Raw genomic sequence first — 14,064 nt, 5'->3', positions numbered from 1 at the left:
CCCCGGGACGGGGCACCGTCCGGTGCCGCCGGTGCCGGCCGGACGCCCGGGAGCGGCCCCGCGCGCGGCCGTTAGGCTTGCGGGCGTGATCGACATCCGCCTCCTGCGTGACAACCCCGACGCCGTCCGCGCGAGCCAGCGAGCCCGCGGCGAGGACCAGGCCCTGGTGGACGCAGCGCTGTCCGCCGAGTCCCGCCGCCGTTCCGCTCTGGCGGAGTTCGAGTCCCGGCGGGCGGAGCAGAAGGCGATGGGCAAGCAGGTCGCCCAGGCGCAGGGCGAGGAGAAGGCCGAGCTGATCGGCCGGACCAAGCAGCTCGCGCAGGAGGTCAAGGACCACCAGGCCGCGGCGAACGAGGCCGAGGCGGAGCTCGACGAGCTGCTGTTCCGGATCCCGAACATCGTCGAGGGCGCCCCGGCCGGGGGCGAGGACGACTTCGTCACCGTCCGCACGGTCGGTACTCCGCGCGACTTCGCCGCCGAGGGCTTCGAGCCCCGCGACCACCTCGACCTCGGGGAGGGGCTCGGGGCCATCGACACCCAGCGGGGCGCGAAGGTCTCGGGGTCGCGGTTCTACTTCCTCACCGGCGTCGGCGCGCGGCTCGAGCTCGCCATCCTGCAGGCCGCCATGGACAAGGCGCTCGCCGAGGGCTTCACCCCGATGATCACGCCCACGCTCGTCACCCCGGAGACGATGCGCGGCACCGGGTTCCTCGGGGAGCACTCCGACGAGGTCTACCGCCTCGAGCGCGACGACCTGTACCTCGTCGGGACCTCGGAGGTGGCGCTCGCGGGCTACCACGGCGACGAGATCATCGACCTGTCGGACGGTCCGAAGCGCTACGCCGGCTGGAGCGCCTGCTACCGCCGCGAGGCGGGTTCGCACGGCAAGGACGTGCGCGGCATCATCCGCGTCCACCAGTTCCACAAGGTGGAGATGTTCAGCTACTGCTCCGTGGACGACGCCGAGGCCGAGCACCAGCGCCTGCTCGCCTGGGAGGAGGCCATGATGGCCGCCGTCGAGCTGCCGTACCGGGTGATCGACACGGCGGCCGGCGACCTCGGCACCAGCGCGGCCCGCAAGTTCGACTGCGAGGCGTGGCTGCCCACCCAGCAGCGCTACCTCGAGCTGACCTCGACGTCGAACTGCACGACGTTCCAGGCGCGGCGCCTCAACGTGCGCGAACGCGTCGAGCACGGCACCCGGACGGTGGCCACCCTCAACGGCACGCTGGGCACCACCCGGTGGATCGTCGCGATCCTGGAGAACCACCAGCAGCCGGACGGTTCGGTGCACGTCCCCGCGGGTCTGCGTCCCTACCTGGGCGGCCTCGAGGTGCTCGAGCCGGTGCGCTGAGATGTCCCGCACCCTGCCGCCGGACGGGCCGATGCTGGTCGCCCTCGACATCGACGGCACGCTGCTGTCCTACGACGGCGACCTGACCGACGCCGTCCGCGAGGCCGTGGGCGCCGTGCGCGACGCGGGCCACGAGGTGGTGCTCGCCTCGGGCCGGTCGTTGCTGGCCATGCTGCCGGTCGCGTCCGCGCTGGGGATCGCGACCGGGTGGATGGTGTGCTCCAACGGGGCGGTCACGGTGCGGCTGGACCCGTCGGCGCCCGACGGGTGGGTCACCGAGGACGTCGTGACGTTCGACCCGGAGCCGGCGCTGCGCCTCCTGGGGGAGCAGCTCCCCGACGCCCGGTACGCGGTGGAGGACCTCGGCGTCGGCTTCCGGATGACGGAGCACTTCCCGGACGGCGAGCTGGAGGGCGAGCACGTCATCGTCCCGATGGAGGACCTGTGGTCCTCCGAGGTCACCCGCGTCATCGTGCGGCGGCCCGACTCGACCTCGGGGCACTTCCACGAGCTGGTCGAGCACCTGGGCCTCGAGGACGTCACCTACGCCGTCGGGTGGAGCGCCTGGATGGACCTCGCGCCGCTCGGGGTCTCGAAGGCGACCGCGCTGGAGCAGGTGCGGCGACGGCGGCACCTGCAGCCGCACCGCACGGTGGCGGTCGGCGACGGGCACAACGACCTGGAGATGCTGCGCTGGGCGGCCCGCGGCGTGGCGATGGGGCACGCGGACGAGACGGTGCGGGCGGCCGCCGACGAGGTGACCGGCCCGATCGACGACGACGGCGCGGTCACCGTCCTGCGCTCGCTCCTCGAGGCGCCGTAGGCCCCGACCGGAGCGCCCCGGGTCGGGCCGTCGGGGGACGGCGCCGACCCGGTCGAGGGCTCAGTCGCGCGCGGTGAGGACCAGCGGGCCGTCGGCGGTGATCGCGATGGTGTGCTCGCTGTGCGCCCCGCGCGAGCCGTCCACCGACCGCAGGGTCCAGCCGTCCTCGTCCGTGTAGATCTCGTCGGTGGTCTCGAGGAACCACGGCTCGATGGCGATGACCAGGCCCGGGCGCAGCGGGAACCCGCGTCCCGCGCGGCCGTCGTTGGGCACGTGCGGGTCGCCGTGCATGGTCCGCCCGACGCCGTGGCCACCGAAGTCGGTGTTGATCGAGTACCCGGCCTCGCGCGCGACGGCGGCGATCGCGGCGGAGATGTCGCCGATCTTCTTCCCGGGCTGCGCCGCGGCGATCCCCGCCTCGAGGGCGACCTCGGTGGTGCGGATCAGCTTCTCGTCCGCGGCGGCCCGCTCCGGGGACGGGGACTCGCCGACGACGAACGACATCGCGGAGTCGGACACCCAGCCGTCGACGGCGACCGCGAAGTCGATGCTCAGCAGGTCACCGTCCACGAGGTCGTAGTCGTGGGGGAGTCCGTGCAGCACGGCATCGTTGACGGAGGTGCAGATCACCTTGCCGAACGGGCTGGCACCGAAGGACGGGTGGTAGTCGATGTAGCAGGACTCGGCGCCCTTCTCCTTGATGAGCCGGTGCGCCAGCGCGTCGAGCTCGAGCAGGTTCACGCCGGGCTCGGCCGCCTCGCGCACGGCCTGCAGGGTCTCGGCGACGAAGCGACCGGCGGGACGCATCTCCTCGATCTCACGGGGCGTCCTCAGCTCGATCATGGGGGTCCTTCCGGTCCGGTCCGACGGTGTCGGCTCAAGGGTGTCACACATCCACGAGGGCATGATCGTTACGGCATCGTCATCAAGATGTGCACCGGGTGAGGTTGCACCGGGTGAAACCTTGCGGTCGACTTTCATCAGGGAAGACGTCCTGCGGTCACGTCCGCCGGACGGTCCCGACCGGAGTCGTCCGACGGTGGACGGCCGCCGGCTGACCGCACGACGGAGTGGAGAGTCTGATGACACGAAGGACCATGGCGAGCAATCGCCGACGACTGGCGGTCGTGGCCGGTGGTGCCGGCCTCGCCCTGGTGCTGGCCGCCTGTGGAGGCGGCGGGGACGACGACACCTCTGACGGCGGCGGTGACAGCGGCGGCGGGACCGCCGAGGACATCGACTGCGCCGCGTACGACGAGTTCGGCGACCTCGAGGGCACGAGCGTCAGCATCTACACCTCGATCGTCGAGCCCGAGCAGACCCAGCAGGAGATGTCCTACGACGCGTTCGAGGAGTGCACCGGCGTCACGGTGGACTACGAGGGCTCGCGCGAGTTCGAGGCGCAGCTGCTCGTCCGGATCCAGGCCGGCAACACCCCGGACATCGCCTACATGCCGCAGCCCGGCCTGCTGAACACGATCGTGTCCGACTACCCGGACGAGGTCGTCGAGGCTCCGGAGGCCACGGTGGCCAACGTCGACGAGTTCTTCAGCGAGGACTGGAAGGAGTACGGCTCGGTCGACGGCACCTTCTACGCCGCCCCGCTGGGGGCGAACGCGAAGTCGTTCGTCTGGTACAACCCGGCGGCGTTCGCCGACGCCGGCTACGAGATCCCGGAGACCTGGGACGAGCTGCTGGAGCTCAGCGAGACTATCGCCACCGAGCAGGAGGTCCTGCCGTGGTGCGTCGGCTTCGAGTCCGGTGACGCCACCGGCTGGCCCGGGACCGACTGGATCGAGGACGTCGTGCTCCGCACGGCCGGCCCCGAGGTCTACGACCAGTGGTACAAGCACGAGATCCCGTTCAACGACCCGCAGATCGTCGACGCGTTCGACGAGGCCGGACAGATCCTCAAGAACCCGGACTACGTCAACGCGGGTCTGGGCGGGGTCGACTCGATCGCCACGACGGCCTGGGACCAGGCCGGGACGGGCGTCCTGGACGGCACCTGCTGGATGTACCGCATGGCCAACTTCTACGCCACGCAGTGGCCGGAGGGCACCGAGGTCGGGTCGGACGGTGACGTCTACGCGTTCTACCTGCCCGGCGACGGCGAGAGCCAGCCGATGCTGGGTGGCGGGGAGTTCGTGCTCGCGTTCGACGACCGCCCCGAGGTCCAGGCGTTCCAGACCTACCTCGCCAGCGCGGACTGGGCGAACCAGAAGGCCATCGCCACGCCCGACGGCGGCTGGATCAGCGCGAACAACGGCCTCGACGTGAACAACCTCGCCACGGAGTTCGACCAGGACGCCGCCGCGATCCTCGCGGACGAGGAAACGGTGTTCCGGTTCGACGGCTCGGACCTCATGCCCGGTGAGGTCGGTGCCGGGACCTTCTGGACCGGCATGGTCAACTGGGTGACAGGTTCCTCGACCCAGGAGGTCACCGACCAGATCGAGAACAGCTGGCCGTGACACCCGCGGACCGGGTCCGCCGACACCTCGTCGGCGGACCCGGTCCGTCCTACGCCGTGAGGAGTTAATTGTCGTGGACTGGTTGCTGAATCCTGACACGGTCACCGAGAAGTTCATCGTCATGGGCATCGGCATCGCGCTGTTCGTCGCGGTGATGAGCCTGATCCTGTTCCTCGTCGACCGACCCAAGCGCATCCCCTCGTGGGTGGTCGCCGCGGGTTTCGTCGGTCCCGCCCTGCTGCTCATCGCCTACGGTCTGCTCCGACCCGGGCTGGAGACGCTGTACAACTCGTTCTTCAACCGCACCACCACGGAGTTCGTCGGCTTCGACAACTACGTGACGATGCTCACCGGAGCGCAGTTCCAGAAGGTGCTCGTCGTGACCGCGGCGTGGGTCATCCTGGCCCCCCTGGTCAGCACGCTCATCGGGCTCGTCTACGCCGTGCTCGTCGACCGGGCACGTTTCGAGAAGATCGCCAAGACGCTCATCTTCATCCCGATGGCGATCTCGATGGTCGGCGCCTCGATCATCTGGGGCTTCGTCTACGAGTTCCGGCCCGACCAGCCGGGTATCGAGCAGATCGGTCTGCTCAACCAGCTGCTGGTCTGGATCGGGCTGCCGCCCCAGCAGTTCCTCATCGGCGAACCGTGGAACACCGGATTCCTCATCGTCGTGATGATCTGGATCCAGACCGGTTTCGCCATGACGGTGCTCGCCGCGGCCATCAAGGCCATCCCGGACGACATCGTCGAGGCGGCCCGGCTGGACGGCCTGCACGGTCTGGGGATGTTCCGCTTCATCACCGTGCCGAGCATCCGGCCGGCGCTCGTCGTCGTGCTGACCACCATCGCCATGACGACGCTCAAGGCGTTCGACATCGTCCGCACCATGACCGGTGGCCAGTTCGGCACGCAGATCATCGCGAACGAGTTCTACACGCAGGCGTTCCGCCAGAACAACCAGGGTCTGGCCGCGGCGCTCGCCGTGGTGCTGTTCATCCTGGTCGTCCCGATCGTCGCCTACAACGTGCGGCAGATGCGCAGGTCGGAGGAGATTCGATGAGTACGACGCCGCCCGTCCCCACGACGAACCCCGAGACGGAGGACACCGCTCCGGTCAAGGAGCGCAAGCTCACCCGCCTCGAGAAGCGGGCCATCGCCACCAAGGGCCGCCTGACCTCGCCATGGGCGTCCCTGACCGCGGTGATCCTGGCGATCCTGTGGACCATCCCCACCGTCGGCCTGCTGGTGACGTCGTTCCGGCCGGAGATCGACATCCGCCGCAGCGGCTGGTGGACGGTCATCCCCGGCATCTTCACCGGGGAGACGGAGTTCACGCTCGACAACTACGACCAGGCGCTCTACGGCGGGGCGGGGCTGTCGGAGGTGTTCATCAACACCTTCGTCATCACGATCCCAGCGGTGATCATCCCGATCACCGTGGCGCTGCTGGCGGCCTACGGTTTCGCCTGGATCGACTTCCCCGGCCGGAACCTGCTGTTCGTGGCGGTCTTCGCGCTGCAGGTGGTGCCCATCCAGGTCACCCTCGTGCCGCTGCTGACCAACTACAACAACTGGGGCATGGCGGGGTCGTTCTGGGCCGTGTGGTTGTCGCACTCGATCTTCGCCCTGCCGCTGGCGGTGTTCCTGCTGCACAACTTCATGAAGGACATCCCACGGTCGCTCGTCGAGGCGGCCCGCGTCGACGGGGCGGGGCACGTGAAGATCTTCTTCCGCGTGCTGTTCCCGCTGCTGGTCCCGGCCATCGCGGCGTTCGGGATCTTCCAGTTCCTCTGGGTCTGGAACGACCTGCTCGTCGGCCTGACGTTCGCAGCACCGGAGTACCGGCCGCTGACGGTCGCGGTGGCCGAGCTCGCGGGTACCCGCGGCGGTGACTGGCACATCCTGACCGCCGGCGCGTTCATCTCGATGATCGTGCCGCTGATCGTGTTCCTGCTCCTCCAGCGCTACTTCGTGCGCGGGATGCTGGCGGGGGCGGTGAAGGGGTAGTCCCGTCCACGGGTGCACGAAGCCCCCGACCGACGTCGCGTTCACGGCCGCTGGGCGGCCTCCACTTCGGGGATGACGACGTCGGTCGGGGGCTTCGTGCACTCACCGTCCTGTCCCGCGGCTCACAGCGGTGTGAGCCGGACGGTGGTGGTGGTCAGGCCTGGGCGGACTCGGTCCCCGCGGCGGCCGTCGGGGCGGTGTCCGGGGCGACGGCGGCCTTCGGGTCGCGACCGAAGCGGTTCGCGCCCGGGGTGCCGGCCTGGACCGTGAAGACGAGCAGGACGATCCAGCCCACGAACGGCACGAGGCCGATGAACCACCAGAGCCCGCTGCGGTCGGTGTCGTGCAGGCGTCGCACGGTCACGGCGAGGCTCGGCAGGAGGAGCGCCAGGCTGAGGATGATCGAGAGCCCGTAGGTCGGGCCGTAGACGGGCAGCATCGTCTGCGGGTCGACGGAGATCCCGCCCGTCGCCAGGACGACCGTGTTGACGACGATGCTCAGCAGGACCGTGAACAGGGCCCACCACCAGAACTCGGAGCGACGGGCGCGCCCCGAGAAGGTCGCGTACTTGCTGAAGACGGTCTTGACGGCGGTGCCGAATCCCATGATGTGCCTCTCGTGCTGGTCGATGGTCGCCACCCTGCGCGGCGACGCGTGCCGAACCTAGGGCACCCTTCACGGGAAATCCAGACACTTCGCAGAAAAGCGGCACATCGGATGACCGGCCTGGTCGCGGCGGCCGACGTCCCCGGGGTGGCGGCGCGCTCGCCGTCGGGCGGCACCGGCGACCGGCGCCGCGTAGGCTCCCCGCGTGCCCGACGCGACCTCTCCCGCCCGGCCCGGCCCACCGCCGTCGGCCGCCCGTGGCGCCGCCGACCGTGTCCCGGCGCCGCTGCTCTTCGTCGCCTCCGGGCTGACGCTCTACCTCGGGGCGGCGGTCGCCGTCGGGCTCTTCGGCACCCTCGGGGCGCCCACCGTGAGCTGGTGGCGCATCCTGCTGGCCGCTGTCGTGCTCGTCGCCTGGCGACGCCCCTGGCGGCGTCGTTGGACGCGGCAGGACCTGGTGGGCGCCGGGCTCTTCGGGGTGGCGCTGGCGGCGATGAACATCGTGTTCTACGTCGCGATCGACCACCTGCCGCTCGGGGTCGCCGTCGCCATCGAGTTCACCGGGCCGATCGCCGTCGCCGCGATCACCGGGCGGGGCTGGCGCGAGCGCGGCGCGATCGTCGTCGCCGCGGCCGGGGTGGTCCTGCTCGCCGGTGTCACGCTGGAGGGCGACCTGGCCCGCGGGGACGCGATCGTCGGCCTGGTCGCCGTGCTCGGTGCGGCGGCCTGCTGGGCCGGCTACATCGTGCTCGGCAAGCGGGTGGCCGGCGGCGGTGCGGGCATCGACGGGCTGGCCGTCGGCATGGTCACCGGGGCTGTCGTCTTCGCGCCGTTCTTCGCGACGTCGGTGACCACCGTGGTGCCGGACCTGCGGCTCCTCGGCTTCCTGCTCGTGGTCGCGGTGTGCTCCTCGGTCGTGCCCTACGTCCTCGACCAGCTCGTGCTGCGGCGGATCGGCACGGCGACGTTCTCGGTGCTGCTCGCCCTGCTGCCCGCCACCGCCACGGTCGTGGGCGCGGTCGTGCTCGGCCAGCTCCCGAGCTGGCCCGAGATCGCCGGTCTCGTGCTCGTCTCCGGTGCCATCGCCATGACGGCGACCGGGCGGGAGTAGGTCAGAGGTACTGCCCGGGCGAGGCGGCGGCGTCGCCGTCCTCCGGGCCGCTGCCCGGCATGCCGGGCCGTGCGCCACGTGGGAGCTGGCGCCGCATCTGGTCGAGGGCCTGGTGCGCCTCCATCTGCTGGGCCACCAGCGCGGTCTGGATGCCGTGGAACAGTCCCTCGAGCCACCCGACGAGCTGGGCCTGGGCCACCCGCAGCTCGGCGTCCGACGGCGGCTCGTGGTCCGTCAGCGGCAGCGTGATGCGGTGCAGCTCGGCGACCAGGTCCTCGGAGAGCCCGTCCTCGAGCTCGGTCAGCGACCGCTCGTGGATCTCGGCGAGCCGCTCCCGTGCCGCGGCGTCCAGCGGGGCCGCACGGGCCTCGTCGAGGAGCTTCTTGACCATGCTCCCGATCCGCATGACCTTCGCCGGCTCCTCGATGCGCGACCTCTCCGGCCCGGGTCGCGTGCTCGCGACGTCAGGCGCGGTCTCCTCGCCGGGCTGCTCGTCCGTCATGCCCCCAGTCTGCCGTGCCGGGCCGCCCACGTCAGGGCAGCAGCAGCACCTTGCCGAAGGCCTCGCCGGACTCGAGCATGCCGAGGGCGCTCTCGGCCTCGTCGAAGGGGAGCCTCGCGTGGACCACGGGGCGGATCAGGCCCCGCGCCACGAGCGGCCACACGTGCTCGGTCACGGCCGCGACGATCTCCGCCTTCTCCTCGGGGGTGCGGGACCGCAGCAGCGTCCCGGTGACGACGGCCCGCTTGGCCATGAGCCGGGCGAGGTCGAGCTCTCCGGTGCGGCCCTGCTGCAGGCCGATGACGACCAGCCGGCCGCCGGGGGCGAGGGCGCGGACGTTGTCTCCCAGGGCACCGCCGCCGAGCACGTCGAGCACGACGTCGGCGCCGCGACCGTCGGTGGCGCCGCGCACGGCGTCGACCACGTCCTCGCTGCGGTGGTCGACGACGACGTCGGCGCCGAGCTCGCGGCAGCGCGCGGTGCGGTCGGGGCCGCCGGCGGTCGCCACGACGCGGGCGCCGAGCGCACGGCCCAGCTGGATCGCGATGCTTCCCACGCCTCCCGACCCGCCGAGCACCAGCAGCGTCTCGCCGGCGCGCAGGTGGCCGGTGTCCACGAGGTTCGTCCAGGCCGTGCAGACGGCCTCGGGCAGGGCGGCCGCGTCGACGAGGTCGACGCCCTCGGGGAGGGGCAGCGTCTGGCCGGCCCGCACGACGACCTGCTCCGCATAGCCGCCGCCGTCGAGCAGCGCCACCACCTCGTCGCCGACACGCCGATCCGACACGCCAGGCCCGAGTCGGTTCACCGTGCCGGAGATCTCGAGTCCGGGCCACGCGGGGGCCCCGGGTGGCGGCGGGTAGAGGCCGGCCCGTTGGAGGAGGTCAGCCCGGTTGACACCGGCGGCGGCGACGTCGACTACGATCTCCCCGTCGCCCGGCTCCCGGAGCTCGACCTGACTCGTGGTGAGTTTCCCTGAGGGCCCATCGCCCGATATCGTGACGGCTCGCACACCGACGAAGACTACTCGCGCGCGGCGCCGAGCGTGGGGAGATGTCCCAGCGGGCAGGCGACGAGAAGCCGGAGGATCGGGGAGGTTCGACCCCGCCGACCTCGAACGATAAGTGATGGAGAGAGGTCCACATGCTCCGCAGGTTGGGCGTTCGCGGGAAGATCCTTGCGACACTCGCCGTGCCGATCTTCGTCCTGGTCGTGGCGGCCGCCTACATCTCCTGGGGGGCCCTGCAGGACGCCGTCCGCGCGGACCAGACGTCCCAGCTCGCCGACAGCCTCCAGGCGCAGGACGCCGCGGGAACCGCGGTCGCGACCGAGCGGGCGCTGGCCATCGCCGTGCTCAACGGCGACGAGGAGCGACGGGAGCAGCTCGCCTCGGCCCAGGCCGAGAGCGACGCCGCGGTCGACGCCCGTGACGCCGAGCTGCGCGCCATCGAGTCGGACGCGCTGAGCGTCAACGTCCAGAACGCGATCCAGACGACCCTCGACGACCGCCGCGTGCTCGACGAGCTGCAGCGCAAGGTCCTCGCGGGGCAGGTCACCGAGGCCGCCGCGGCCGACCAGTACACCGACATCATCGAGCGAGCGTTGGACGTCCCGCGGTCCGTCTCGGCCGCGTCGACGAACGGCGGTCTGTCCGAGCTGCTCAACGCCTACGTCGCGATGGACGAGCTCATGCTCGCCAAGACGGTCGAGCGGCCGATCGTGGCCTTGGCCCTGGCCGACGCGACCCGGGCCGCGCAGTCCGGCAACGACCGCGACGCCGAGCTGGCGGCCCGCATGGTCAACGCCCTCGAGACGACCAACGAGCTGCACGCGGCGGCGAAGGAGCAGGCCGAGCGGCTCGGGCTCGACATCACCGTCCCGGAGTTCTCGGACGAGCTCGACGCGCTGCGCTTCCCGCTGCGGTACCAGAACTTCTCCGGCATCGACCGGTCGGCCGCCTCCCAGTGGGGCGAGCTGTCCGACGCCTGGGTCGACTCGATGCGTCCCGTGCGTGACGACGTCCGTGACGAGACCGTCAGCTACGCCTCCGACGCCTCGGACGACTCCCAGAACCAGGCGATCGGCACGATCGCCGCGACGTTCGGCATCGTGCTGATCTCGCTGATCATCGCGCTGATCATCGCGCGCCGGATCGTCAACCCGCTCCGTCGCCTCACGGCCGCCACCGCCGACGTGCGCGACCGCCTGCCGCAGATGGTCGAGCAGATGGCGGTGCCGGGTCAGGCGCCGGAGATGAACGCGGTGCAGATCCCGATCGAGTCCACGGACGAGGTCGGGCGCCTCGCGACCGCGTTCAACGAGGTCAACGCCACGACGATCGAGGTCGCCCGGGAGCAGGCCGCCCTGCGTGGCTCCATCGCCGAGATGTTCGTCAACGTCGCGCGTCGCGACCAGGTCCTGCTGAACCGCCAGCTCGCGTTCCTCGACGAGCTCGAGCGGTCCGAGGAGGACCCGGGGACGCTGTCGAACCTGTTCCGGCTCGACCACCTCGCGACCCGTATGCGCCGCAACGCCGAGTCGCTGCTGGTCCTGGCCGGCATCGACTCCGGTCGCCGCGTGCGCACACCGATGCCGGTCTCGGACGTCATCCGCACGGCCTCCTCGGAGATCGAGCTGTACGACCGGGTGCGGCTGAACCTGCAGGCCGACCCGCACATGCTGGGCCACAACGCGCTGAACGCCGCGCACCTGCTGGCCGAGCTGCTGGAGAACGCGACGATGTTCTCCGAGCCGCACACGGCGGTCGAGGTCACCGCGGCGCGCGAGGCCCACGGGGTCGTCGTGACCGTCCACGACCAGGGCCTGGGTATGTCCCCGGCGGAGATCGCCGACGCCAACGCGAAGGTCTCCTCCTCGACGCCCTCGGACGCGGTCGGGGCCCAGCGACTGGGCATGTTCGTGGTCAGCCGCCTGGCCCAGCGTCTGCAGGCCCGGGTGGAGTTCGCCACGGGCCGCGACGGCCGGGGCACGGTCGCCACGGTGACCTTCCCCGACGAGCTGTTCGTCGCGGACGAGGCGATGCCGCTGCCGCAGCCGACGGACCCGCTGGAGGCCGCGACCCAGCGCTCCGCCGCCCAGCTGACGAGCCCGCGGGCCGAGACCCCGGTGTCGCAGAGCGAGCCCTCGACGGTTCCCGCACCGGGCAGCGACCGGACGGCCGAGGCCCCGGCGGCCCCGACGCCGGCACCCGCACCGGTCGAGCCCGCGCCCGCCCCGCGCGAGCCCGTCGCGTCGCACCACCTCGCCCCGGAGCCGCCGGAGGCCGAGCCCGTCGATCTCGACGCCCTCATGGACGGCACGACCCGCGCCGGGATGCCCCGACGCCGCCGCTCGGAGACGACCACGCCTCCGACAGAGTCGATCGTGCTGCCCCCGCTGGAGACGCCCCAGCTCGAGGAGACGGACTCCTCGGACGGGGAGTGGGCGCCGCCGACGGAGGTCCAGCCCGCAGCGGCGTCCCTGCCGAGCCGACGTCGGGCGGCCTCGATGCCGAGCGAGCCCGAGGCGCACTCCGGAGCGATCGCGCTGCCCCAAGCCGCCGAGCCGACCTCCGAGCCCGTCGAGCCCCAGGCGCGCACGGGGCTGTTCTCCAGCTTCCGCACGATGGACAACCTCGCCGAGAGCACCCTGCAGCTCGACGCCGTCACCGACGACCCGGCCAACGTCCCGGACCTGACGGACGCGACGTCGGAGTCCGCGCCGCCCGCGCCGGCTCCGGCGGCGAACCCGGCGTCGGCCGCGTCGGCGCCCGCGCCGGCTCCGCGCACCGAGCCCGCCCCGGCCTCGAACGCTACGTCGGCGGCCTCGGCCCCGGCTCCGCAGCCCGCTCCGGCCCCGCAGCCTGCGCCCGCTCCGACGCCGCGACCCGAACCCGCGGCGCCTGCCCCGGCCGCGGATCCGACGCCCGCGACCTCGGCTCCCTACGAGGCCCCTGCGAGCTCGGCTCCGGCCTATGAGCCGACGGTCCCCGCCCCGGCCGCACCGATGCCGCAGCGGACCCAGCAGCCCGTCGAGCGCGCTCAGCAGCCGACCGAGCGGCCGTACGAGCCCGTCGAGCGCACTCAGCAGCCGACCGAGCGCCCGTTCGAGCCCGTCGAGCGCACTCAGCAGCCGACCGAGCGCCCGTACGAGCCCGTCGAGCGGACGTCGGCCGAGGGCACGGCGACGCCCTCGCGCACCGCGTCCTCGGCGAACAGCACCGACCGCACCGAGGAGTCGTCCTCGTTCTCGGCCCTGCCGGCGTTCGAGGAGCTCATGTCCGACCTGCCGACCCGGCGGACCGAAGGTTCCTCCGGCGCCGGGCACCGCAAGCGTGGTCTGTTCGGGCGCAAGCCCGCCGCGGCCGAGACGACCGGCGCGACCGGGACGTCCGGCCAGGACGGGGCCGTGCCGCAGCAGGTCGGGTCGGGCGACGACCCGCTCACCGCTCCGACGGCGGACTCCTCGTCCACGCCGTGGGCCGCGTCGAGCCCGTCGCGCACCCCGGCGCCGGCCGAACCCGCGGCACCGGCCGGCGGGCACGAGACCTCGGCGCCCGTGCCGGCACCTCGTCCCGACGAGCTGCCGATGCCGTCCGCCGCTCCCACCGGCCGCACGACGTGGCCGACCGGAGCCTCGACGGAGGCGGGACGCTGGACGGGTCCGCAGCAGTCGACGGAGTCGACGGCGTCGTCGCAGCCCGCCCCGACGCCCGAGCCCGAGCAGGTGGCCCGGGAGGAGCGTCCGGCGCGGACCTCCTACGGCGAGTCCGTCCTTCCGCTGCGATCCACCGAGACCTCCGACGTCGACCCGTACGACTCGAGCGATGTCGCCGACACGGTCGAGGCGCGTTCGGAGTGGATGGCGTCGGCCGTGCTGTACGAGGAGATGTCCACGCTGATGCAGCGCGGCATCTTCCAGGAAGAGAACGTGACGACCACGAACCAGGAGCAGAGCTATCGGCCCGCGAACATGGCACCGACTGGCAACGGCCTGACGCGCCGCACCCGGCGTGACGAGCCCGTGGAGCCTCCGGAGCGCTTCACCGCCCGCATCGAGCGCGATCCGGAGCAGCTGCGCTCCCGGTTGTCGGCCTTCCAGTCGGCGACCGCGCGTGGCCGGTCGGAGAAGACCGACGACAGGGCCTCGACGAACGGCTCCTGAGCGTGAATGATGTCCAAGGATCG

At 72.0% G+C, this 14,064-nt stretch carries 11 protein-coding genes; 7 read left to right on the top strand and 4 right to left on the bottom strand.

Annotation, left to right across the window (positions count from 1 at the left end; all coding sequences use genetic code 11):
• Nucleotides 1–85: 85 nt before the first annotated feature.
• The gene (gene serS, locus HLI28_RS02565) at nt 86–1,354 is read left to right on the top strand and encodes a serine--tRNA ligase (protein ID WP_171245903.1); all 1,269 of its coding nucleotides are present in this window, start codon (nt 86–88) and stop codon (nt 1,352–1,354) included.
• 1 nt (nt 1,355) lies between these two features.
• A complete protein-coding gene (locus tag HLI28_RS02560) occupies nt 1,356–2,177 on the top strand; it encodes an HAD family hydrolase (RefSeq protein ID WP_171245902.1) in 822 nt (273 codons plus the stop codon).
• Between the two features lie 60 nt (nt 2,178–2,237).
• Here HLI28_RS02560 and map read toward each other — a convergent pair whose 3' ends face one another.
• Entirely contained in the window at nt 2,238–3,020 is a 783-nt protein-coding gene (map, locus tag HLI28_RS02555; RefSeq protein ID WP_171245901.1) for a type I methionyl aminopeptidase, read from the bottom strand.
• Between the two features lie 254 nt (nt 3,021–3,274).
• Here map and HLI28_RS02550 point away from each other — a divergent pair, with 254 nt between their 5' ends.
• From HLI28_RS02550 to HLI28_RS02540, 3 genes are all read left to right on the top strand, one after another.
• Nucleotides 3,275–4,651 (top strand): ABC transporter substrate-binding protein, encoded by a 1,377-nt coding sequence (locus HLI28_RS02550; RefSeq protein WP_246246265.1) that lies wholly within the window; start codon nt 3,275–3,277, stop codon nt 4,649–4,651.
• A gap of 73 nt (nt 4,652–4,724) precedes the next feature.
• Nucleotides 4,725–5,714, top strand: coding sequence for an ABC transporter permease subunit (locus HLI28_RS02545; RefSeq protein WP_171245899.1), 990 nt, complete (start codon nt 4,725–4,727; stop codon nt 5,712–5,714).
• Nucleotides 5,711–6,661: a carbohydrate ABC transporter permease gene (locus HLI28_RS02540; RefSeq protein WP_171245898.1), complete on the top strand. Its 951-nt coding sequence runs from the start codon at nt 5,711–5,713 to the stop codon at nt 6,659–6,661. The genes HLI28_RS02545 and HLI28_RS02540 overlap by 4 nt, the downstream gene beginning before the upstream one ends.
• A gap of 154 nt (nt 6,662–6,815) precedes the next feature.
• On the opposite strand, the gene HLI28_RS02535 is transcribed toward HLI28_RS02540, so the two are convergent.
• The gene (locus HLI28_RS02535; RefSeq protein ID WP_343035582.1) at nt 6,816–7,301 is read right to left on the bottom strand and encodes a DUF805 domain-containing protein; all 486 of its coding nucleotides are present in this window, start codon (nt 7,299–7,301) and stop codon (nt 6,816–6,818) included.
• A gap of 172 nt (nt 7,302–7,473) precedes the next feature.
• On the opposite strand from HLI28_RS02535, the gene HLI28_RS02530 reads away from it, so the two are divergent.
• A complete protein-coding gene (locus HLI28_RS02530; RefSeq protein ID WP_171245897.1) occupies nt 7,474–8,379 on the top strand; it encodes an EamA family transporter in 906 nt (301 codons plus the stop codon).
• Nucleotide 8,380: 1 nt separating this feature from the next.
• Here the strand turns inward: HLI28_RS02530 and HLI28_RS02525 are convergent, their stop codons facing one another.
• Complete coding sequence (locus tag HLI28_RS02525) at nt 8,381–8,881, bottom strand: bacterial proteasome activator family protein (protein WP_171245896.1); 501 nt, start codon at nt 8,879–8,881, stop codon at nt 8,381–8,383.
• 31 nt (nt 8,882–8,912) lie between these two features.
• Nucleotides 8,913–9,890 (bottom strand): zinc-binding dehydrogenase, encoded by a 978-nt coding sequence (locus HLI28_RS02520; RefSeq protein ID WP_171245895.1) that lies wholly within the window; start codon nt 9,888–9,890, stop codon nt 8,913–8,915.
• A gap of 179 nt (nt 9,891–10,069) precedes the next feature.
• Here HLI28_RS02520 and HLI28_RS02515 point away from each other — a divergent pair, with 179 nt between their 5' ends.
• Nucleotides 10,070–14,041, top strand: a complete 3,972-nt coding sequence (locus HLI28_RS02515; protein ID WP_171245894.1) for a nitrate- and nitrite sensing domain-containing protein — start codon at nt 10,070–10,072, stop codon at nt 14,039–14,041.
• Nucleotides 14,042–14,064: the final 23 nt, after the last annotated feature.

Source organism: Isoptericola sediminis (assembly GCF_013085345.1).
Lineage (GTDB): Bacteria > Actinomycetota > Actinomycetes > Actinomycetales > Cellulomonadaceae > Isoptericola > Isoptericola sediminis.
The sequence above is the reverse complement of the archived record's forward strand: the minus strand, read 5'-3'. Positions and strand labels throughout refer to the sequence as shown.